The sequence below is a fragment of the Sphingomonas lacusdianchii genome (assembly GCF_022664395.1).
In the GTDB taxonomy this organism is placed as follows: Bacteria; Pseudomonadota; Alphaproteobacteria; order Sphingomonadales; family Sphingomonadaceae; genus Sphingomonas; species Sphingomonas lacusdianchii.
The window spans coordinates 1-22,268 of record NZ_JAKRET010000029.1; the positions used below are offsets into that span (position 1 = coordinate 1).

Genomic DNA, 22,268 nt, shown 5'->3' on the forward strand with positions numbered 1-22,268 from the left:
GGGACCGCATCAATCTCACCGGCGACTACGTCTGGGCCGAAAACCTCGAACTCGACGCCGATGGCTTCACGCCTCTGCTCGCCAAGCCGCTACCGTGAATCCGTGGCCCAATAATGTACAGCGGCCGACTCGCTCAGCGCACGTTGCGCTGCTTCGGCATCACCGCTTTCGGTGCCGCTGAACGGCACGGCAGCGTGGCAACGAAGGCGGATCGAGCTCGATGTGGTCGGGATACCGCGGAAGGTGAACCAACCGAGCGAGGCGTGCAGCGCCGATGCCAGTTCGTCGAGAAGGTTCGGGGCGTCGGTCTGCCCTTGGGCGAGCCAGAAATGCTCGTCAAGCACGCTCTCGAGCCCGCCGTCGCGGACCGCCGCCATCAGCACCTCGGTGGGATTGCCGTTGCCCAGCCGGCCCCAGAACACCCGGTTGTCGAGATAGGGACGCAGCCTGTGCCAGCAGAACGAGACGAGCTTCGAAAGGTGGTCTGCCTCGATGGCCGCCGGAAAGTGCCGGAGCAGTGCGCGGCCGACAGCGACCGCCGGTGAGGCCAAGGCGATCTCGGCCAAGCGTTGCAGCTCCTTGGCGCTGATCCAGTCGATACTCTCGACGTGGTTGCGCTCGGTGACGATGCGCCCGAGCACTGCCTCAGCCCCCGCCGTCTCGTTCCATGCCGCCTGGGATGCCGCGAAATCGCCGGACTTTTGCTCGATCGCGGCAAGGAGGCTCCAAAGCGGACGTGCCCGTTCGGCGTCCTTCTTCGGCTTGCTGCGGATCTCGACTTTCTGATCCCTGAGCGCCTTCCGTAATTGTCCGATGACCGTGCGCAGCGCGTAGCGGGCGGACGAATGGTTGCCCTTCAAAGGATCGGTCGCCCGGACTAGGAACGGCGACGGATGGAACAACGACATCACGGGCAGGCCGGACTGCGGAGCCAGCCGCTTGCTTTCCCAGGGTCGCCGACGGGCGGTTGGCCCGACGTCAAGGTAAGCGTCCTCGACCCCGAGGCTGATCAAGGATGCAACGCTCTGCGGGGTGGCGCGAAAACGGCTGAACAGAAGCGTTTTCTGCGCCGGGCTGTGCGCCCAGGGACCTGCAAGCGGCCACCACTGCATGGATGGGGCAACCCAGGGGAGCGCGAGATCGGGTGTTCGCGCAATCTCGCGAAGGGCCCGAAGCTTCGGGCTGCCCCAGCCGTCCTTGCCGTCGCCGGTGCGTCGTGCAGAGCGGAGCACCGGCACGCCTGATTGGCGTCCAAACTCGACCTTGTCGGCGATCTTGTACCGGGACCCGAGCGCCTGTGCCGGCAGTGGGACAGATAGCCAGTAAGCAGAGGCCGCGGTCTTGTTCCGATCGGACACCTTGCTGGCGAAATGCCTGAAAGTGTGAAGATCGCTGGGGACAAGGGCAAGCGGATTGCGCCGGGTGCGGTGATCCAGGCCTATAGAGGGCGGGCGCTCGGTACGTGCTATGCAGGGGCGGAGCAGGCGGTCGATCCGGTCGCGCGTCGCTTCCGCACGCTCTTTGAGAAGCGGATCGATGGTGTCGCCTTCTGCGTCACCGATCGCACGCAGGATCTCGCCGAAGCTGGCAAAGAGCTGTTCGGCGTCCTCCCGCACGGCTGTGCTGCGCGTCAGAAACTCGATCGTGTCGAAAAGCTCTTCGTGAGCCTGCGGCCCGTCTTTTCCATCCCATGACTCGCCAAACAGGCGATAGGGTGTGGCCGACAAAAGCAGCATGGCAGGCTTTTTACAGCCGATCCCGAGAAGGGCGCGCCCGAGCCGGTCGCTTTTCGAAGGTGCCAGCATCTCGCGGAAGCGCTGAAACTCATCGAAGACGATAAGGTCCGGCGGGGTCGCCTCGAGACATGCCTCCGCAAGAAGTCGGCGCAACACCGTCAACGTCCGCGCCTCGGGTTTTGTCTGTGCGGCTGTCGCGATGCGTTCGCGAAGACCCGGCCTTTTACCCTCCGGATTGAAGCGCGACTTGAGCGCGGTGCGGAAGGTGCCGACAAGCTTCGGATCGATGCCGCCCATCAGCCTCTGCGCGGTGCGGCAGGCGCCCTCCCAGCTCACGGTCGCCCGCTGTTGGATGAAGCGGTCGGGGAGCGTCTCCAGTATCCCCGGCACGGCGCGTTCCAGCAGAAAGCCTAGAAAGGCACGCTCCACCGCTGCGCCAGGTGTCGGTCGTGTGCCTTCGGGCGGGAAGGACGTCTGAGGAGACAGCGAATAGAGCCGGAATGGCGATGGCGGCTCCTTGTCGTCCGGCCGTTGATCGAGCGGGATCATCGACAGCCGATCGACCTTGGAAAGGGCCCGCAGCCTGGCGGACTTGTTCTCCAGAAAGTCGACCAACCTCGTAGCGTTCTGGTCGGAAACACGAGCGTTGCTGGTGACGTAGTAGACCGTGAACTTCCTGGTTCCGGCACGCGACAGCTGCCTGACGACCTCACGAGCAACTGTCGTCTTGCCGAGGCCGACCTCGTCGGCAACCAGAAAGCGGCGACTACCCTTACCGGTAAGCGCGGCTACGGCAGCATATACCGTCGCATTCTGAAAAGCGCGCGGCGTGCTGCTCATTTTGCGATCAGGACCTCGCGCGCGATGCGCCAGGTCTGCTGAAGGGCGGTCAGATCGTCTCTGTCCGCCTGAGTAAGTTGCTCGCCATGAGCCAGCACCGCAGCCACATAGCGGTCGATCACGGCATCGACACGCTTTAACGAACTGGATTTGTTGGTCTGGTCCTTGGCCCAGGCGGTCAGGATATCCTCGAGTGCGAGCCCGTCATGCTTCCAGCTGCTCCGCTTGGGTGCAAACCCTTCCGGCTCCATGTCCCAGTCGTCCTCGCTCCCCGCCCCTGCTCCACCCTCGAGCATCTCGCGCAGCCACGCCTGTAGGCCGGCGACGCTCAGAAAGCGGCTGATCGCGGCAGCGTCCCGCTCCGCGTCGATCAACGGGAACACCGACACGCGCAGGAGCCACGACGCTGGCGGCATGTCCCCGAGCGTCAGCCGAAACTGAACAAGATCCGTTTGCAGGGACAACGGAACCTCTCCAAGCTCAATGTGCGTCACGCCGGGCTGCCAGCGGTGAAGCGCCATCGTGGCGAGCCCTACGTCCAATTGAGCGGAGGGGGGCAGCGACAGGGCTTCGCCAGATGTGAGACGAAACATCTTGCCGTTGCGGTCCAGGCTGAACGACGTGTCCGCAAGCGTCCAGCGCAGCCTTTCGAGAGGAAGTTCGGCTGTATCAGCTTCCGTTTCCGTCAGCGTCTGCAGGAGAGCATCGGAGACCGGTGTCGCTGATCCGACGATCGCCAGAACGCCGTCGATCTCGGCGCCGCCGCCGGTGAAGCGGGCCGCCACTTCCGCATTGCGGCCCGACCAGGCCCGGTCGGTGGCATTGGCGCTGCCGGCGACGATCTCGATCTGCTCGCCCTGGATCGCCGCGAACAGCTTGGCGTGCAGCCCCGAATGACTAGCGCCGCCCGAATCGTCGTCTTCCTCGTCCGTTGCCGGCTCCCGGTCCGCCTTCCGGGCATCCTCATCGACGTCATCGCCTTCCGGGATGGGTGCCCCAAGCGCCAACAACTTAAAGTCGGAGAGGCCCATGCGGCCGTCCTTGCCGAGCTTGCGCAGCGCCGGCAGCGTCGTGACAAGCGTGCGGTCCGCACTTGCCTTGGTCATGTCGGCAAGGGATCGGGCAAAAGCATCGCAAAGGAACGGGCTCAGGACGACGATCTTGTCTCTGGACGCCGCATCGAGCGGAGCAACCGGCTCCGAGCCGCGCGTCCAGAGGTCGATCCGTGACACATTGATGCCGTCCGGCGCGATCCAGCGCACGGTCCCGAGCTCCTTTGCGAGATCGTCCGGATTGATGTCGGGCAGCTTGGCTGCGCGCGCGAGGGTTGCACCCAGCGCGTCGATACCGCCGATAACCTGGCTTCCCTTCCTGCGGCGGCTTTCGCCGTCCAACACCAGCCCGAGATCCAGGTCGCGGCTCATGGTGAGATTACGGCTGCCAACCCAAAGCCGCCAGAACCGTTGCGGTCCCTCCGCTTGATAGCAGATCAGCGCGGCCTTTGGATGCCAGCTATTCGCGCTTTCCCGATATGGCATCTCCACAACGAACTGGTCGAGCACGGCCGCGATCTTCGGAAGCTTCGGACCACGGTGAATGCGCCCGCGCTGGACAATGAAGCGCACCCGTTCGCGCAGCGCTTCGATCGCACCGGCAAAGTCGGACTTGTTGCCGCTCGCATTGTCGCGGCCGCGGGCGTGGAGGTTCAACAGGGCGCCCCCGAGAACGATCGGGTCGGCCGAGTACGCGGCGAACAGGGCGAAGTGGGTTTTGGTCAGCTTGGGTGGCCGCAGGAGCTCAAGAAAGGCTTGCCCGGGGAAATCCTTCGGCGCCTTCCTCATGCGCCGACGAGGTCCTGCAGCAGCATCTGCACCCGGTCCCAACGATAATGAAGCGGAGCACCCAGCGGATGGAGATCGTTGTCCCAGTCAGCACGCTGATCGACGCCGAACTGGCTGCGTGAGAGCCGCGCTCGTCGCCCCTTCCGCGCCTCTTCGGCGTCACGGTACACGCGCTCCAACCGCATCGGATCGATGTGTCCGGCGCGTACCCATGCGAGCGTGTCATGAAGCGCAACAGAGACGACCGGAGACAAATCGGTTCGGTCCCTCATGTCTTCGAGAAAAGCTGGCCAGTCCAGGCGAGCAGCCTGGGATTTCCAGCGCTGGACGATGCCCGTCAGTGCCGCGCGTTGCGTATCTGAGCGCTTGCTACGGTCCAACTCCTCGCACAGCGTCTCCACCTGAGCGGCGTAAACACCGCGGCCGATCGCGGCGAGAGCAGCGGCGTGGCCGGCCCGCTCGAGCGCTGGCCGCTCGGTTTCCGCAAGGTCCCGGACTTGCGGACTCCAGGCAGTACGGCTCGACGACACGTCATGACCGACGAGCAGCGAGAAGATCGATCTCGCCCCGGGGTTTCTAGGCGATGACAGGCTTCGCAGCCGTTTGGCCAGGAACTTCCGTTCGCTACGGGTGAGATCGAAGCTCAGTGTACCCTCGCCCTCCCCGGACCAATCGTCGGCTGGCTCTGGAACGACGAACGGCCAGGATCCTCCTCCAAGCGGCGTCCCTTCGTCGTCCTTCAGCAGCGCGCCCGGCTTGCCCGCAATCATCCGCTCGACTTGATAGCGGCTGAGCGGACCGCTGCCTTCCTGTTCGCGCACCAGCCCCCAGCGTTGCAGCGCACCCCAATAGACCTGGCTGGGACGCTGCTCGACCGGAGAGGGATAGTTGCGGCTGCCAATCACGCCGCCCGGCTCGTTGATCAGGCGCCCGGTGAGCAGGTACTCGCGCCGCTTCACGCTTTCCTGCGCGCGTTGGCCTTTGGCTGGTTTGAGATGCTCATCGCGGTAGAGCCAGGGCACGAAGAGGACATATCGCAAGCGGGTATGCAGGACCGACGTGCCGGGAAAGAACCGATCGGCGTAACGCTGGTGAACGATCAGGAACCCGATCTCGTCCCGCACCCCTTTCTGGTCCGAGTTCATGAACTTGCGCGCCTCGCGCATCGCGTCCGGCGACAGATAGGTCATTCCAAAGGACGCCAAAACGCCACCCCCAAACTCTCTAGCCACCCACTAGGAGAGCCGCTGACAGATTGACGCGGCTAGGCCGTTTCCAGCACCCGCACCGCGCCGATCCCCTCGTGTCGCGGCCGGACCCGGATCTCGACATCGTGGCCGAGCTTCCTAAGGCCATCGGTAATGTAAGCTTCGCTGATGCCGTCAAAACGGCCGCGAAGTATCTTGGAAAGCTTGGGCTGTGGCATGCCCATGCGAGCAGAAGCAGCGGTCTGCGTCAGCCCCAGTTCGCCCATGCTACGCTGAAGAGCGGCGGCGAGCTTGGACTTCACCAAACGACCTTCCGGATCCGAAAGGCCGAGATCCGCAAAGACGTTGCCACTGGAGGTCATATGCTCGACTGCCATGTCGGGGTCCCTTACAAGGCTTGTTTGCGTTTCGCTCTCTTCTCGGCAGCCAACCTTTGAGCCGCTTTCAGTCGAGCTTCGATCGTTTCCTTCTGGTGCTTCGGAACGGCGATGCCGCTCGTCGACTTTTTCTGGAAGGCGTGGAGAACGTAAATATCATCGTCGATCTTGACGTTGTAAATGCAGCGATAGGTGTCGCCGTCGTACCGCTCGATCAGCTCGATACTCGAGCCATACGGCTTGGCGTTGACGTGTCTCATTCCAAGCTGGGCTAGGTAGAGGCCGTGTCCAAATTCGCTTCGGACATCCTCGGGCATGTCGACCAGGTCGTCCCTGCTACTACCCATCCACTCCAGTTCGCGCATTCTCCATCTCCGTTGACGATGGAGAATGCCTATACCCATTTGGGTATAAGGTCAATCCGGCCTACGACAATCCGGCCATTCAGTGACACGAGCTGAAACCGTCCCGGAGCCTGCAGTCCGCCCCCCAGGCCGTTGGCGTTGATGCTATGTTCCGCTGCCGCTAGACTGCCGGGAACGGCGAAAACGCCGATAGCCGTCAAAAGTGGGGTGGTCAGGTGCAGCGCCAAACGTTCGTCTCCCATGGCAGGCTGGCTGCTCGTGAGATCAGGCTGGATGCCGCGCGTGCCCAGCGGCACGGCGTCCAAGTCATGACATTGGAGCAGCTTGCGGCTCGACTCGCAGGTGGGTTCATCACCGGCATTGATCCGGAGGCGTTGCGCGATGCGATCCAGGCATCGTTGACCGACAGCGATTTGGGCGAGCTCGACGGTATCAAGGACCTGCCCGGCTTTGTCGGTGCCGCGGCTGACACGCTGCACAAGGCGTGGCGCGCTGGTGTGGATCTCTCCGCTCGTGCGGGCGAGCACCCGCGCCTCGCCGCCATCGCCGCGCTGGAAGATGCCGTCATCCGCGGTCTCCCCCACTCGATGCTGCGGCCCTGCGATCTCGTCGCGCGCGCATCCGAGCGCCTCGCCCACGCCCCTGCCCTGTTCGGGAGCATCGACGTCGTCGGTCACTCCGAACTCTCGCCGTGCTGGCGCGAACTTCTGTTCCTGTTGGCCGACGCGGTAGCGGTCCGCTGGCATGCCGGCCCCCGTTCCGCGCCAGACTGGCTTGCCGGGTCGGCCATCGAGGTGCTCAGATGCGACGCCGCCAGCCCGCGTCTGGAAGCGGTGACCTGTGCAACCGGTCATCACGAAGCTGTCGAGGCGATGCGCTGGGCACGCGAGCTGATCGCCAGCGGGGTCGCCCGCCCCCACGAGATCGCCATCGCGTCCTCGGCGCCAGCCGCCTATGACGATGTCTTCCTCGCGCTGCGCGCCGATGCCAATCTCGACCTTCACTTCGTTCATAGCGTTCCCGTTGTATCGACCCGGCCGGGCCAGGCAGCGGCCGCCCTCGCCGATGTCCTCGTGCGCGGGGTGTCGCAGGCGCGCATCCGCCGGCTGGCGTCACTGCTCGGCAGCGAGGCGGGACCGATGGCCCAGCTGCCCGCGGGCTGGACGCGGCTGCTCCCGGATGAGGCGCCGCTCAACTCGACCAGTGCCTGGGACAGATTGCTTGACCGGCTTACAGCGGAAGACTGGCCCGACGGTGTCAACCATGCGCCTGAGTTACGCGACATCATCGCGATGCTGACCAAAGGCACGACGCTTGCGGCGGACACGGGCGAGAAGCTGCTTAGCGGTCCGGCACGCCGCATCTGGCGGCGCGCGCTTGGTCTCGGCAGTCCGGCCGCTATCGATATCACGATCGCGCAACTCCGCCTCGAGGACGAGAGCGAGCCCTGCTCGTCGGTCGCCTGGATGCCGGCTGAGGCGCTCGCGGCATCACCACGGCCTTTCGTTCGCCTGCTGGGTCTGACGTCAACTCAGTGGCCGCGGCGTATCAGTGAGGATCGACTTGTGCCCGACCACGTCGTGCCGCTGGCAGACCTTGATCCCCTGCCCGTCTCTGCTGCTGACCGGCGTGACTTTGAAACGATCCTGACCACCACCGCTAGCCAGGTCGTGCTCAGCCGGGCGCGGCGTGATGAGGAAGGACGCCTGCTAGGTGCCAGTCCGCTGCTTCGGGGAAGTCCGCCGCCTGCCTATCTGCGGCGGAACCGGCGCCCCGACCACGCCATGAGCGAGACGGACCGGCTCGCAGCCCGACCGGGCGATGCTTCAGAACTGGCGCAGGCCGCCTCCGCTACAACCTGTTGGACGAACTGGCGCTCGTCGCACGTGACGCCCCACGACGGACAGGTTCGCCCGGATCACCCCGCGCTGGCCGCAGCTCTGGACCGCGTTCAGTCGGCCAGTTCGCTCAAGCTTCTCCTGCGAAACCCGCTTGGCTTCAGCTGGAAATATGCGCTCGGCCTCCGTGCTCCGGCCACAGCCGACGAAGCGCTCGTGCTTGATGCCCGAGCGTCGGGCGAGTTGCTGCACCACCTGCTCGACAACGCCGTGCGGCGGCTCGAAGCCGGTCAGGGGCTAGCCAGTGCCGACGAACAGGCCTGCGTGTCAGCGCTCGATACGGCTTGTGCGGACGTCGCGGCAATGTGGGAGGCGGGTCAGGCCGTGCCGCCCGGTATTGTCTGGCAGCGGACCTTGACGGACACCCGGCATGTCGCGCTCGCTGCGCTTGAGGGCCGACCCGAGCCCCTGCCCGGCCAACGCTCCTTTGCCGAAGCGCCGTTCGGCGGCCAGACCGCCAAGTCCGATGGTGCCCTGCCCTGGGCGGCCGAAACCGTCGTCGAAGTAGCGGATACCGGCTTCCGGATCTCCGGCTACGTGGACCGATTGGACCTGTCGGACTGTGGCGCAAAGGCGCGCGTCATCGACTACAAGGGCGGCAAGTGCCCGAAGGACGCTGTAACGCTGGACGGCGGAAGCGAACTCCAGCGTTGCCTGTACGCCTATGCGGTTCGCTCTCTTCTGGGCGACGACATGGAGGTGGAGGCGGCGCTCGTCTATCCGCGCGCCGGGGTGACCCGGCCGCTGCAGGACGCGAACGGCACGCTTGCCACGCTGGCCGGATATCTGCGCGCGGCACGTGCCAATCTTATGGCCGGGCAAGCGCTCCCGGGACCGGATACGGGCGGCGACTATGACGACCTCGCCTTCGCTCTACCGGCAATGGCGGACAAGGGCTGGTGCCGGCGCAAGCAGGAGGCGGCGACGGTAGCCCTCGGCGATGCCGCCCTCGTCTGGGAGGCGGAATGATGAACGTGATGACACCCGTGCTTGCGGATGACCAGGCAAGGCTGACCGCGCTTACCGCTCACGATCGATCGCTGCTCGTCGAGGCCGGCGCGGGCTCGGGCAAGACGGCCGTGATGGCAGGGCGTGTGGCGCTGATGCTCGCCGCCGGCATAGCGCCCAAGAGCATAGCCGCAGTAACCTTCACCGAACTCGCCGCCAGCGAACTGCTCGCGCGCGTGCAGGACTTCGTGGAAGAACTGCTATCCGACCGCATCCCGCGCGAGTTGAGCGCGGCGCTGCCTCACGGGCTCTCGGACGAACAGCGCCAAGCGCTGACCGGTGCGTGCGAGAACCTCGATGAGGTCACCTGCTCAACCATCCACGGCTTCTGCCAGCGCCTGATCAAACCCTACCCTGTCGAGGCCAACATCGATCCGGGCGCGAGCCTCGTGGATCCGGTCGAGGCGGAACTTGCGTTCGGTGACACGCTCGATCGCTGGCTGCGTGCAACGCTGGACGGCGATCAGCCGGGCCTGGTTTCGGAGCTGGTGTACCACGAACCGACGGCGGGACTTGCCCTGGTGCGAGAGGTCGCAGACAGGTTGCGTCGACATCGCGTGTTGACGGGACCGCCGACGCCCGCCCTCCAGCCTCTGATCGACGCCGTATGCGACGCGGCCAAAGCCTACAAAGCGTTCGTCACCACCGCTCCTGCGCGGGAAGAAGAGAGCATCGTGGCAGCGGACGCGTTCGCCGGGATGAGCGATCAGCTCGTGGCGGCCGGGCAAGGCCAGGATTCTCGATCATTGGTGGCGCTACTCACCGCTGAGCCCGACGCGTCGCTCCTCACCGGCTCCGGCTGGCGCAAGTATCAGAAGAAGGGAAAGTGGGAAGCTGCGGTCAAGCTAAAGGGCCTGCCCAAAGCACGTGGTGGCGAGTTGAACACCGAAGCCGAGCGTCTGCACAATGCTGCGCGCGATGCCTGGATCGACTTCAAGGGCGCGGTCGCAGCGCGGGTACTGTCGGAGGTGTTGGCTGCGGTTGCGCCCGTGGCGGACGGCTTCCGGACCTACAAACGCGCAGCGGCCCTGCTCGACTTCGATGATCTGATCTTCGCCGCGCGTGACCTGCTGCGCGATCATGAGCCTGTGCGGCAGGCACTCGCATCGCGTTATGCCCACGTGCTGGTGGACGAGTTCCAGGATACCGACCCGCTTCAGTTGGAGATCTTCTGGCGCCTGTGCGGGGAGCCGATGGACGGTGCCGATCCCGCCGACTGGCAGACGTATCGGATCAGGCCCGGGGCATTGTTTCTTGTCGGTGACCCCAAACAGGCGATCTACCGTTTCAGGGGCGCCGATGTCGCCGCCTATGTTCGGGCACGCGACGCAATCCGCGCTGAGGGCGTGCAGAATCTGCTCAGCATCTCGACCAACTTTCGATCTTGTGCCGGCATTCTGTCCTTCGTGAACAAGCGGTTCGAACCGCATATGAACGAAGACAAGGGCCAGCCCGGGTTCACGGCGCTCGATCCCTTCCATCCTGATCCCGCGCACGGGCTGTGCGTCACCGCCCTGCCGGTCCCGTGCGCGGGCGAGGACGGAAAGGCTTCGGCCGACCGAAAGCGCGATTGTGAGGCCGAGGCCGTCGCAGAGTTGGTCGCACGCCTCATCGGCAGCCATGAAATCGTCGACCGGCGGGCCGGGGTGGAGCGTCCGTGCCGACCAGGCGACATCGCTCTGCTCGCGCCTACCGGCAAGGACCTGTGGCGCTACGAGCAGGCGCTGGAGCAGCGCGGAATCGCGGTCGCCACCCAGGCCGGCAAGGGCTTCTATCAGCGGCAGGAGGTGCAGGATTTGGTCGCGATCGCGCGCGTGCTCGCGGACGGCCGTGACACGTTGGCACTGGGTGCGCTGCTTCGGGGACCTCTGGTCGGGCTGACCGAGGAGGAGCTGCTCGACCTCGTCTGGACGCAGCCGCGTGCACCGGACCGGCCGGACGCTCTTGCTCGCCTACACGTCAACATAGACCTGGACGCCATCACTCATCCCCTCGCCAGGGACGTGCTGGGCAAGCTTCAGGGTCTTAGGCGCCGGATCAACGCGACCACCCCGCATCAGCTGATCGCCGAGACAATCGATACGCTGAACGTACGCACGATCCTGCTGCAACGCCATCGCGGCCAAGCCGAACGTCCACTTGCCAACGTCGACCTGTTCCTGAACCTGGCCCGACCCTACGGCGTTCGCGGCCTGAGGGCGTTTGCACAGGCGATGGCGGACGCATGGGCCGGGGAGGCGCGCTCAGCCGAGGGTCGGCCGGACGCACAGGAAGAGTCTGTATCGCTCCTCACGGTGCACGCATCCAAGGGGCTGGAATGGCCGATCGTTGTCCCGATCAATTGCATGACGGCGACGATTGCGGCCGACACCACGGTCGTAGATCGCGACGTCGGCGTCCTTTTCATGCCGGTGCTGGGCAACCTACCCGCGGGCCACGCCGATGTGCACGGCGCTGAGAAGGCGGAGCAGGACCGCGAACGCATGCGCCTGTGGTACGTGGCCGCCACCCGTGCGCGCGAGCTGCTGGTACTGCCCCGGCTCGACGTCGCGGCGGGCTCGAACAGCTGGTCGGGGCTGATCGACTTCGGACTTGATGAGCTCGAGGTGCTCGACCTCGACGCCTATTCCGATGAAGCGCCCGCCGGCATCAACGAAGACGACAATCAGCAGACCCGGGAGCGCTTCGCGGAGGAAGCAACCGCGATCGAGAACGCTACCGCAAAAATTGCTTGGAGCGCGCCAAGTAGGGACGAGGGGCGCGGGGAAGATGATCAGCCACAGGCCGAATCCGAGCTGGTGTTCGGAGAGATGGCCGGAGTCGCTCCACCGGGGCCAGTTCAAGGCGGGCGTGAGCGGGGCCTAATCATCCACAAGCTGTTCGAGGAGGTGCTTACGGGCGAAATCCTAGAGGAGGAGGCGCGCCTCGCAGCGCGAGCACGCGAGCTAATCGGGCAACTCGTGCTTGAGCCGGCTGGGGCCGCGGCGACCGGCATCTCCGAACAAGAGGTGGCACGGGTTATTGTGCGCACGTTGGCCCTCCCCGAAATCGCAGAGATGCGTGGCCGCCTTGTGCCGGAACTGCCTGTTCTGGCTTCGGAGGAGGTCGGCGGCGTTGAAGTCGTCACCGCAGGGATCGTGGATGCGCTGTACCTCGATGAGGCCGGACAGCCGCGCGCGGTGATCGATTGGAAGAGTGATGTCGATCCGGATCCCGCCGTCACCGAGCAGTATCGCGGTCAGGTGAAGCGCTACCTTCATGTAACCGGCATCTCGGAAGGCTTAATCGTGTTTGTAACGCGCGGAACCGTCCTTCGAGTCGCGGCCTGATAAAGCCGGATCGCGCTTGCAGCTGCCAAAACCGAGCTGGCGGAGCTGACTTCCTGCGAACTGTAGGTGTACGGTTGAGGGTGGAGCACCTCAAGGATTTGCGGCTCTGTTCCTAAAATGATCCCATTCGAGACGGTCGTAGGCGACGCCCCTTGGCTGGTTAGTCGTTGGCGTAATCCCCCGCTATGGCCTGAGCATCAGGCACTCACGCAATAGCAGTTGTGCTATCCTGCCATTCTGCATACCATCAAATCAGCATTAATGAGGGTGTGCACACTTGCAGATTATCACGCTTGCAGCGCAAAAAGGAGGTGTCGGTAAAACGACGCTGGCGGTAAATCTGGCGGTTGCCGCCGAAGCGGCCGGGATCAAGACCGCTCTTTTCGACCTCGATCCGCAGGAGAGCGCGACTGCTTGGAGCGAGCGACGGACTGCCGAATTGCCCCACGTCGAACCGATCAGTGCGCGCCGCCTCGATCAAGCGATCGACGCGGCCGAGGCCAACGGCTTTGCGCTTACGATCATCGACACACCGCCAGCAGCGGGCGCGGAAGCCGCCGCAGCGGCGCAGCGTGCCGATCTGGTCGTCATCCCCTGTCGCCCGTCATTGATCGACCTCGATGCGATCAAGCGCACGGCGCAGCTTATCACCAGTACCGGGCGAACGGGCGTGGTCGTGCTGAATGCCGCTCCCCCTACCGCAACCACATTGCTGGATGATGCCAGAACGCTTGCCAAGGCGACCGGCTTGCAGGTGGCGCGTGCCGTATTGCGGGAGCGTAGCGCCTACCGAGCAGCATGGCCTTACGGCTTGGGCGTCATCGAGCATGAGCCGAAAGGCAAGGCCGCCCTAGAAATTGCAGCCTTGCAGAAACACCTATTTGATGATGTGATTAATTGCACACCTGCAAATGTGAAGGCTTGATTATGGCGAAACGGACTTCTCTGTTGGGGCCGGCAGTAGCGTCCCCCTCCCCTCGCGAACCCGAGCCGGATTATCAACCGGCTCCGTCGACCTCGCCGTCGAGTGCAGCACGGTCGAGTGGCAAGCGACCCGGAAAGTATCACCTTGGGGCATATTTCGATCCGGCGGATCCCACAGCGGAGGCATTTCGTGTCTTGGCAGCGCGGACCCGGCGCAGTCACCAAGACCTCCTTGCCGAGGCGATCAGCGAGCTGGTCGCCAAGTATGACGCCGACAAGCAATTCGGCCGTGCGTGATGATGTGCACATCTGCAATAATGCAGGACGGCAGGATTGACGCGGTATGACAAAGCGCCAGAATCCCAATCCCGAGTTTGATCTGTTCATCCCGTTGATGGGCGACCTCCCGCTGAAGGATCAGCGGGAGACGATGGAGCGGCCGTTTTTCTCGCTTCAGAAGCGCAAGCGGGTGAAGCCTATCGAGTACAGCAGCCCGGACGGCGAGACGTGGGTGAAGATCGAGGCGATCCCTGCCTATGGCATGGCGACGATCTGGGACGCCGATATTCTGATATGGGCTGCGTCCACGCTCAACCGGATGCGGGAGCAAGGCGTCAACGACCTTCCCCGGACCCTTAAAACAACGTCCTATGACCTGTTGAGGGCGATCAAGCGCGATACCAGCGGCCGGGCCTATCAGGAGCTGCAAGCCGCACTCCAGCGGCTTCAGACGACTTCCATATCGACCTCGATCCGCGCACCCAAGCGGCGCACCAAGGCCGGTTTCAACTGGCTCGACAAATGGACGCTGGAGGTGGACCCGGACACCGATCAACCGCGCGGGATGACCATCACGCTGTCGGACTGGGTGTATGAGGGCATCATGGGGGAGCGGTCGCTTCTCACCATGCACCAGGATTATTTCCTGCTGACCGGAGGGCTGGAACGCGCCCTGTATCGTATCGCGCGTAAGCACGCTGGCAACCAGAAGGGGGGGTGGACGTGTCGCGTTGAGGTGTTGCGAGACAAGACAGGCAGCGACAGCAAACCGAAAGAGTTCAACCGGATGCTGCGCAAAGTGGTGGAGGCCGACCAGCTCCCCGATTATGCGATGCAGATGGCCACAACAGCCGACGGCAGTCCTGCCGTGCTGTTCCGGCTTCGGGGTGAAGCGGAGGCGCTGGTGCTGACTGCCAGGCTGGAAGCCGAGCAGGAGCGGCGGAACCGGTTCGATGCCGATCGCCGCCGCGCGGCCGAGGTGGACGACCTGATGGACAAGCTCGCCGGAGAGCACTGACTATCGTGGTATCACACACCGCAAGGCCCGTTCTTGTCAGAGGCGCTGGGAGGCAGCAGGCGTTGAGAGCGAGAATTGAGCAATAATCGATCTCCAAAGAGGCAAGCGACCATCGTGGGATCACACACCGGACAGTCGTGGGATCACACACCGCACTATCGTGGTATCACACACCAAACCACGTGGGATCACACACCAGCCTCTCGCATAACATGCTGTAAAATAAGGGCCTTTTACCCTTCTTTTGAGCCTTAACCTTTTTAACGATTCCTATTTAACAGAATCACTTAACCCCACAGGATGGACCGAATAGGCGGAATGAAAATGCGGAATTGCCCTTTGGGGCAATACGCCTTGATAACGTGCCGGCTGTCGCCGTCACAGAAGCGGCCTAAAGGCCGCAGGCTTCCGAGAGAAGCCAAGCCGATCCGGCGGTGTGCACGTGTGAGCGTCACGCTCGTTGAAAAGGTAGGGCAGGGAAATACTCCGAACCAGTCGTCGGTTTCGTCGGTGTGTGCGATCACATTGGATCGTAGGGGCCATCCAACTCGCGTTCGGCATCGTAGCAGATGTTTGCGACGTTAATCGGGTGGGCGTTATCGTCGGCAGATGCACCTAGGCATCGCCTGGATGGGCGGTCCTAAACTGTGATTACGAGCACTTTTGAGAGAGAAGCTCGCCGAGCAAGGCTACCGGATCGACGCCGATCGCCAAGGCGACCGCGACATATTCATCCACGCTTAACTGACGCTCGCCGGTTTCGTAGCGCGATACATAGGCCTGCTGCCATCCGAGCCGCTTCGCGAGGTCGACCTGACGAAGCCTGGCGTCCCGCCGCGCCACGGTCAGCGCAGAGACGATGCGGGCGTGCAGGTCTGATGGAACAGGGGAGGCGGGCACCCAGAAGCATTTAGACCGGCTTGAGAGATATGCGGAAAACGTATATCGTCCAGGCTTCCGATCGGGAGTGCTGACATGAGACTGTTCGAGCGCATCGCCACCTGGTTCGAAGACTGGACGCTCCCGGACCGCCTGGGGATCAGCAACCACGGCACGGACATCAATCCGGCGACCGGATTGCCGACCATCGCGGGAGCGGGGAGCGCCGACGTCGCCGGCAATCCCTACGGTTCTACCCGGTCGCACGATTACGAGTCCGACTGGCAGCGCCACGATCGCTGGGACCACGGCAGCCATGATTCCTCGCGTGACTGAGCGCGTCCCGGTGGCTGACCGGCTGATCGCACGATGGGAGGTGAGCCAGCTGAACGTCGTCCCTTATGCGATCAGCGTCATGATCTTCCTGCCGATGCTGATCGTGACGATCGGTATCGCCAAGGCGATCGGCGCCAGACCGGTCGTCGCCGGACGGGGCATGCTCGTCCTCTGGGTGGCCCTGCTCGTGACCGAGATGGGGCGAGGGATCTGGACGCTGCGGCACCGTTACGCCTCGCCGCGCTGGCTGCGCGCGGTTCATGCCGCGGTCGGTGACGACCTAGCCGTTCACGCGCTCGCCGAGCTGATGCGCCAGCATCGGTACGAGCCCGATTACGTCCTTCTGAGATCCGACATGACCAGCGCGGTCCAGCAGGAGCGCGCCAGGCGCAAGGACGCGGTCCGACGTGCCAAGGGAATCCGGATGATGGAGGAACCGGATCCTGCTTCCGGTTTGGAGGCGGAAGGCAGTGATCCCCGGATCGCCGAAGAGCAACGCGCCCGGGTACGCGAGCGTCGTGCCGCCGCGACGATACTGGCGGCGGCAGCGCCGGTTACAGGCAATATGTCCTGCGGCTCGCGCTGAAGCCGTTGGCGCACTGCTGAAAAGGCGGTCCGGATAGAATGACAATTCGCTTGCTGGCCGGCTGACACGCCGGCCCGGGTGCCCCGCCGGAAGCCGGAATGAATGCCGGAGCTGCACGGCATCAGCACCGCAGCGTCTGGACCGTGCAGGGAAAAGGCGCACACACCACGCTATGGATAGCCGCCGTGTTCAGAGAATAAGATCGTGATTTATCATTGATGTAGCAGGATATCAGCCGTGCTGCGGGTTTCGCGAAAGCTACCTCGTGACGTGCTACAAGGGTGCTACAGCGCTACGGAGGCCGTGATCCACCGGCTGCGCAGCGACATGAGGGTTGCAAGCAACCGACCCGTGCACTGCTTCCCTCGGGAGCACAGGCTCATCTCTCGTCGGGCGTCATGGACAAGGCCGGTGTGCCAGCAGCAGCCGATGTCGAGCCCGGATGCTCGCGTCTGCTTCCGTGCGGTCAGGACCTGCCGGACGGCCGTGCGCGGAAGCGGCGCGGGTCGAAGAACCAGATCAACATGACCGCGCCGGTGACAGCTGCGGCCATCCAGCAGGCAGCCGCGAGGGCAGGGGCGTAGCCCAGCAGACGGGCCGCCAGACCTGCCAGCAGCAGTCCTGTGCACAGCGCTGCCAGTCGGCGCACGACCGGCCAGTTGCGCCTCTTGAACCCGACCCGCCGCGTCTCGGCCGTCCAGGCCGCCAGCTGTTCATCTCTGGATCTGCCCATCTCAGTCCCCCAGCGACAAGGCGAGCAGCGTACCGCGCAGCTGCTTGCGGTTGGCAGCACCCGCGTCCGCTCCTCCGTCGTATATCACGCGCGCGAGCGCTTGGCTGCGTTCGTCAGGCAGCTTCAGCCCTACGTCCCTGCAGACGGTGTCCACGTCGTTGCGCAGGCGGTCGAGCCGGTCCCAGTCGACCGGCCCGTAGTAGCTCCGGGGCACGGTGTCTTCGCCCAGGATCACCCATTCGGGATCGACGTCGTAATCGCGCCGGAGCTTCGCCATCAGGGCGACCGGCGGCTCGGCCCCTCCCAGCTCCCAGCTGACCAGCGCGCGCTTCGAATAGCCCAGCGCCTTCGCAAACGCTTCCTGTCCCAATCCGGTCCTGAGCCGTACCGCCTTGATCCGCTCGCCGATGGTGGATGCGCCACTCACGTCGTCATAATCTCTTGCTTAATCCTGCTCATTGTGGCGCAATAGTGCCACTATGCAATCATGGCATGGGAGCGGTGCCGGCGACCAGCATTAGGCCGGACATGGGCAGGAATTTTATGGGCGGTCAGGTCAATGTACGGCTTGGGGACGACGACGATGCGGACCTCACCCGGTGCGCGGCCGAGCGTGGTGTCGAGCGTGCGACCCTGGCCAAATCGTTCGTTCGTGAATGTCTCGATGCGTGGCGGGAGGGGCGGGCCGTATTCGACCGGCCCGAGCAACTGGGGCCCGGCGACGTCGTCGTCTTCGGCGCCAGGCTGGACAAGGCGGTCATGGAGATCGACCGCATCGCCCAAAGCTGGGCGGCGCATGAGAGCGACATGCACAAGCTCGAGCGTGACGACCAGCTGGCGCTGACGCGGGCCCGGACCGAGTTCATCAAGGGCTTGCCGGAGCGCATCACCGCCAGCTTCAATCCGATCAGGGCGGAGATGCGGCTGCTTGCCGAGCGGATCGACAAGCAGCCCCGTCTGGATGCCATCGACGAACGGCAGCGCGACCATACCGAGGCGTTGCGGGAGAACACCGCCGCGATCAGGAGCCTCGAGCAGCAGCCCCGGACAAAAATCAGCTACACCGTCTGGGACAGGGACTGGTCGGGTCGCAAGGTCGGTGCGGCGCTGTCGGTCGTCTGGTTGTTCTGCGTCGGCAGCTACTTCTTCGCGGCAATGGCGCTGCCGCTATCGTGGGTCGCCGTCCGCTCGGCCAATTTCCTGCTGGGCGGCGGGGATCAAGCGGTCTGCGCGTTGGTGAACTACCGGCTAGCGACCGACAGTTGTCGGACACAGTTCGCCGGTCGGCCAGGCAAGGTTGTGGTGCGGGCGAGGCCCGGCACCCCGCAGGGCCAACCATGATCTCGGTCGCTGCGGTCGGTTCGGCCTCCGACGCCGCTGCCTATTACGCCCGGGACAATTATTACACTGCCGATCAGGCAGAAGGTGCCAGTGCCTGGGCAGGCGAGGGGGCGGCCGAGCTGGGTCTGTCCGGACCGGTCGACGCCGAGCGCTTCGAACAGGTGCTCGCCGGCAAACTGCCCAACGGTACCGTGCTCGATGCCAAGCGGGGTGAGCACCGGGCGGGATGGGACGTCACCATGTCCGTGCCCAAATCGGTGTCGATCCTGGCGCTGGTGGGCGGTGACGCTCGGTTGGTAGTCGCGGTGCGGGAGGCGGCTGCAGCAACTCTTGCCTGGACGGAGCGCAACATTGCGGAAGGGCGGGTCTGGAACGGCAGGGGACAGGTAACCGAGGTGACCGGCCGGTTCGTCGCCGCGACCTTCCTTCACGACGTGAACCGCAGCGGCGAGCCGCAGCTCCACGTCCACAACGTCATCGCCAACGCGACCCGCACCGCCGACGGCAAGTGGCGGGCGCTGCACGCGGACCAGCTGTATGAGCGCCAGCACGTCATGGATGCGGTGTTCCTGTCCGCGCTGCGCAGCCGGGTCGAGACGCTCGGCTTCACCACCATTCCCCGGCACGACGGTCGCAACGGCGCCTTCGAGATCGCCGGCGTGTCGCGCGCGGTGGTGGAAGCATTTTCCGTCCGCTCGGCCGAGATCGACGCCTACATCAAGGAACGCGGACTGGAGAACACTCCGCAGACGCGCGAATATGCGGCGCTGGCGACCCGCGACCCCAAGTCGCCCGAACTCGCCCCGGAGCAGCGCGCGGAAGGGTGGCGGCGTTTGGCCGCGGAGAAGGGGCTGGACCCGGCGGCGTTGGTGAAGGGCGCGCTGGCGGAAGCGGGGCGGGGGCATGATGTGTGGACGCGCACGGTGCAGGGCGTGCGCGGAATAGGGGAGCGCGGTCTTGCCATCGCCGGACGCATGGGGCTGACCCCGCGCGATGGCGACCCGCTAGTCCCTGAGCGACTGGGACGGCTGGAGCCGCGCGCTTATGCCGCAGCGCAGGCGGTGGCATCGGCGGTGCGCGATCTGGGTGAGCGCGAGGCGGCGTTTGATCGGCTGGAGCTCGTCCGCGAGAGCCTGTCGCGCGGCGGTCCGGTGACGGTCGCCGATGTCGAGGCCCGGCTGGAGCTGCTGCGGGCGAAAGGCCTGTTGCTCGGCGACGGCGATCGCATGGTGACGACGCAAGGTGCGGTACGGCTGGAGCAGGCGTACCTTGGCACGGTCGATGCGGGGAAGGGGCAGTCTGCCCCGATCGTTCCGCCGGTCGATGCCGCAATCCGGGTGCAGGAGGCGGCACGCGAGCTGGGGCTTCATCGCCTCAACCCGGGTCAGGAAGCTGCGGCCGTGCTGATGCTGTCCTCGTCCGACCGGGTGGTGAACGTGCAGGGCGGGTCGGGACGCGGCAAGTCGACCGCGATGGCGCCGGTGACGGCAGTAACGAGGGCAGAAGGACGGGCGGTAATCGGGCTCGCCATCGCCAGCGTGAAGGCGAGCGAGTTCGGGCGCGACACCGGCGCCGACGTGAGCACGGTCGCCCGCTTCCTGGCGCGTCATGCCCGCGTGATCGACGGCACCGCCCGACCGGAACAGGTCGCGCGCGTGAAGGCGGAGCTGTCGGGTGCAATCGTCATGGTCGAGGAGGCCGGACAGCTCGGTACGCGCGACATGGAGCGGATCGTGCGGCTTGCCAACATCACCGGCGTCGCGCGCGTCGTGCAAACCGGCGACACCCGCCAGCTGACCGCGATCGCGGCCGGCAAGCCGTTCGAGGCGAGCCAGAAGGCCGGCGTCGCCACGGCCCATATCACCGAAAATCTGCGTTCCCGGTCCGATCAGATGAAGGCGGTCACCGCCGCGCTCGACCGCGGCGACGTGTCGGGCACGTTCGAGATACTCAGGGCCGCCACGACCGAGGTGCCGGGGAACGCGGTGGCGACGACGGCCGCAGCGCACTGGGCAGCGCTGCCGCAAGACCAGCGCGACGCCACCCTTCTGCTGACCGCCGGCCGCGCGATGCGCAGCGAGGCCAACCAGGCGGTGCAGGCCGAGCTGAAGGTGAGCGGCGAGATCGCTGCCACAGGCACGTCGTTCACTGTGCTCGACCGGGTCAATGCCACCAGGGAAGGCGCGCGGCTGATGCGCGCCTATCGGCCCGGCCATGTGGTCGAGGTCCGCACCGACCTGCCGAGTCAGGGCCTTGTCCGCGGCGACCGTGGTGTCGTGACCCGCATCGACGGCGACCGGGTGCGGCTCGGCATGGCGGACGGGACCGAGAAGCTGTTTCAGCCCGACCGGTTGGCCAGAAACCTCGACCGCGATGCCGTGTCGATCTTCGCATTGAAGCAGGTCGAGCTGCACGTCGGCGACCGCATCCGCTGGAGCGACAATGATCGAACCCGCGGGCTCGATAACGGTGCGATGGCGCGGGTCGAGGAGGTGGGCGGCGGCAGGTTGGTCGTGTCCTCGCTCATCGATGGCACCGTGCACGAGATAGCGTCGGGTGATCGCATGGCCGAACGGCTGGACCTTGCCTACGCGATCAACGTCCATGTCGCACAGGGGGTCACCACCGAGCACGGCATCGTGGCGATGCGCTCGTCGGAGCGGAAGCTGCTGACCGAACGGTCTTTCCTGGTCGCGCTCACCCGCGTGGCGGACAAGGTGGCGCTGATGGTCGACGACGGGCAGAAGGTCGAACGGCACGTTACCCGCAACACCGGCGACAAGACCTCGGCGCTCGATGTGGTCGAGCGTGGCCAGGCAACCGATACCATCCAGCTGCCGGATGCGGGCTCCCCGCTCGACCGGGCGCTGGAGCGTTACGCCCAGTTGTTCCTGGCGGCCGAGCGGATGCGCGAGGACGGGCGGGAGCTGTCGCCGTCCAAGGTGCGCGAGCTGGACGCAGCCTCGGCCGCGCTCGACCAAATCCGGCCCTATGCCGCCGAGGATCTGCGGATCGTGCTGGACCGCAGCGCCGATCCGGTACGCGGTCTGGAGCAGATTGCTCCGGGAGAGTTGCGGCAGGTTTGGGCGGAGGAGGGGCAGGCGCGCGCCGATCCTCGCGCCTATGCCGACCGGTTCGTGGCCGACTGGCGCTCGGCGTCGGGCGACCGGGGTGAGGCTGAAACGCCGCGGATCGAAGACCGGGCGGAGCGTCGCCTGGAGCGGCTTGAGGACCGCATGGCGCGGCAGCCCGCGCTGGAGAAGGCGCTCGACGCCCGCATTCCCGAGCGCCAGCTGCGCCTCGACGGCCCCGGCATGAATAGCGGCAGCCGCGATCGCGACTACGGTATGGAGATGTGACCCGCGGTAATGCGCAGGCCGCACCGGCAGCGCGATAGCTAGCCGCTTCCCCGCATCGAACTGCTCTGGCACGTATCGCCTATGTAGGGGTCACTGCACGAAAGTGACATTTACGTACGCCAAGGGCGAACGTAGCTAGAACATCAGGCTTTCGCTTTTGCTGCTACGTCTTCAAGCGCCTTGTAGAGCGCGGTCTTGCCAACCTTGAGGC

Annotated in this window: 16 protein-coding genes; 9 read left to right on the forward strand and 7 right to left on the reverse strand. The window is 65.1% G+C overall.

Going from position 1 to position 22,268, the window contains the following annotated elements; all coding sequences use genetic code 11:
* Positions 1 to 89 precede the first annotated feature (89 nt).
* The 5 genes from MF607_RS20940 to MF607_RS20960 all read right to left on the reverse strand — a co-directional run bounded on the left by MF607_RS20940 (position 90) and on the right by MF607_RS20960 (position 6,367).
* Positions 90 to 2,576: a DEAD/DEAH box helicase family protein gene (locus tag MF607_RS20940; protein ID WP_242122053.1), complete on the reverse strand. Its 2,487-nt coding sequence runs from the start codon at positions 2,574 to 2,576 to the stop codon at positions 90 to 92.
* The gene (locus MF607_RS20945) at positions 2,573 to 4,417 is read right to left on the reverse strand and encodes a phospholipase D family protein (protein ID WP_242122054.1); all 1,845 of its coding nucleotides are present in this window, start codon (positions 4,415 to 4,417) and stop codon (positions 2,573 to 2,575) included. The genes MF607_RS20940 and MF607_RS20945 overlap by 4 nt, the downstream gene beginning before the upstream one ends.
* A complete protein-coding gene (locus MF607_RS20950; RefSeq protein WP_242122055.1) occupies positions 4,414 to 5,607 on the reverse strand; it encodes a DUF6361 family protein in 1,194 nt (397 codons plus the stop codon). Before MF607_RS20950 ends, MF607_RS20945 begins: the two co-directional genes overlap by 4 nt.
* A 74-nt stretch (positions 5,608 to 5,681) precedes the next feature.
* On the reverse strand, positions 5,682 to 6,002 hold the full coding sequence (locus MF607_RS20955; protein ID WP_242122056.1) for a helix-turn-helix domain-containing protein: 321 nt from the start codon (positions 6,000 to 6,002) through the stop codon (positions 5,682 to 5,684).
* Positions 6,003 to 6,013: 11 nt separating this feature from the next.
* On the reverse strand, positions 6,014 to 6,367 hold the full coding sequence (locus MF607_RS20960) for a type II toxin-antitoxin system RelE/ParE family toxin (protein ID WP_242122057.1): 354 nt from the start codon (positions 6,365 to 6,367) through the stop codon (positions 6,014 to 6,016).
* 308 nt (positions 6,368 to 6,675) lie between these two features.
* Between MF607_RS20960 and MF607_RS20965 the strand changes: the two genes are divergently transcribed.
* From MF607_RS20965 to MF607_RS20980, 5 genes are all read left to right on the forward strand, one after another.
* Positions 6,676 to 9,234 carry a PD-(D/E)XK nuclease family protein gene (locus tag MF607_RS20965; protein WP_242122058.1) on the forward strand — a complete coding sequence of 853 codons (2,559 nt, stop codon included), beginning with the start codon at positions 6,676 to 6,678 and terminating at the stop codon, positions 9,232 to 9,234.
* Positions 9,231 to 12,602, forward strand: a complete 3,372-nt coding sequence (locus MF607_RS20970) for a UvrD-helicase domain-containing protein (RefSeq protein WP_242122059.1) — start codon at positions 9,231 to 9,233, stop codon at positions 12,600 to 12,602. Before MF607_RS20965 ends, MF607_RS20970 begins: the two co-directional genes overlap by 4 nt.
* A gap of 277 nt (positions 12,603 to 12,879) precedes the next feature.
* Entirely contained in the window at positions 12,880 to 13,527 is a 648-nt protein-coding gene (locus MF607_RS20975) for a ParA family protein (RefSeq protein ID WP_242122060.1), read from the forward strand.
* 2 nt (positions 13,528 to 13,529) lie between these two features.
* On the forward strand, positions 13,530 to 13,823 hold the full coding sequence (locus MF607_RS22980; RefSeq protein WP_347340908.1) for a ribbon-helix-helix domain-containing protein: 294 nt from the start codon (positions 13,530 to 13,532) through the stop codon (positions 13,821 to 13,823).
* A gap of 46 nt (positions 13,824 to 13,869) precedes the next feature.
* A complete protein-coding gene (locus tag MF607_RS20980; protein ID WP_242122061.1) occupies positions 13,870 to 14,823 on the forward strand; it encodes a replication initiator protein A in 954 nt (317 codons plus the stop codon).
* Between the two features lie 651 nt (positions 14,824 to 15,474).
* Here the strand turns inward: MF607_RS20980 and MF607_RS20985 are convergent.
* On the reverse strand, positions 15,475 to 15,723 hold the full coding sequence (locus MF607_RS20985) for a helix-turn-helix domain-containing protein (RefSeq protein ID WP_242122062.1): 249 nt from the start codon (positions 15,721 to 15,723) through the stop codon (positions 15,475 to 15,477).
* A gap of 75 nt (positions 15,724 to 15,798) precedes the next feature.
* On the opposite strand from MF607_RS20985, the gene MF607_RS20990 reads away from it, so the two are divergent.
* Positions 15,799 to 16,038, forward strand: a complete 240-nt coding sequence (locus MF607_RS20990; RefSeq protein WP_242122063.1) for a hypothetical protein — start codon at positions 15,799 to 15,801, stop codon at positions 16,036 to 16,038.
* Positions 16,031 to 16,624, forward strand: a complete 594-nt coding sequence (locus tag MF607_RS20995) for a hypothetical protein (RefSeq protein WP_242122064.1) — start codon at positions 16,031 to 16,033, stop codon at positions 16,622 to 16,624. Before MF607_RS20990 ends, MF607_RS20995 begins: the two co-directional genes overlap by 8 nt.
* 734 nt (positions 16,625 to 17,358) lie before the next feature.
* Here MF607_RS20995 and MF607_RS21000 read toward each other — a convergent pair.
* Complete coding sequence (locus MF607_RS21000) at positions 17,359 to 17,784, reverse strand: helix-turn-helix transcriptional regulator (RefSeq protein ID WP_242122065.1); 426 nt, start codon at positions 17,782 to 17,784, stop codon at positions 17,359 to 17,361.
* 116 nt (positions 17,785 to 17,900) lie between these two features.
* Between MF607_RS21000 and MF607_RS21005 the strand changes: the two genes are divergently transcribed.
* Together MF607_RS21005 and mobF are read left to right on the forward strand one after the other, a co-directional pair.
* Entirely contained in the window at positions 17,901 to 18,698 is a 798-nt protein-coding gene (locus MF607_RS21005) for a hypothetical protein (RefSeq protein ID WP_242122066.1), read from the forward strand.
* The gene (gene mobF / locus MF607_RS21010; protein WP_242122067.1) at positions 18,695 to 22,057 is read left to right on the forward strand and encodes a MobF family relaxase; all 3,363 of its coding nucleotides are present in this window, start codon (positions 18,695 to 18,697) and stop codon (positions 22,055 to 22,057) included. Before MF607_RS21005 ends, mobF begins: the two co-directional genes overlap by 4 nt.
* Positions 22,058 to 22,268: the final 211 nt, after the last annotated feature.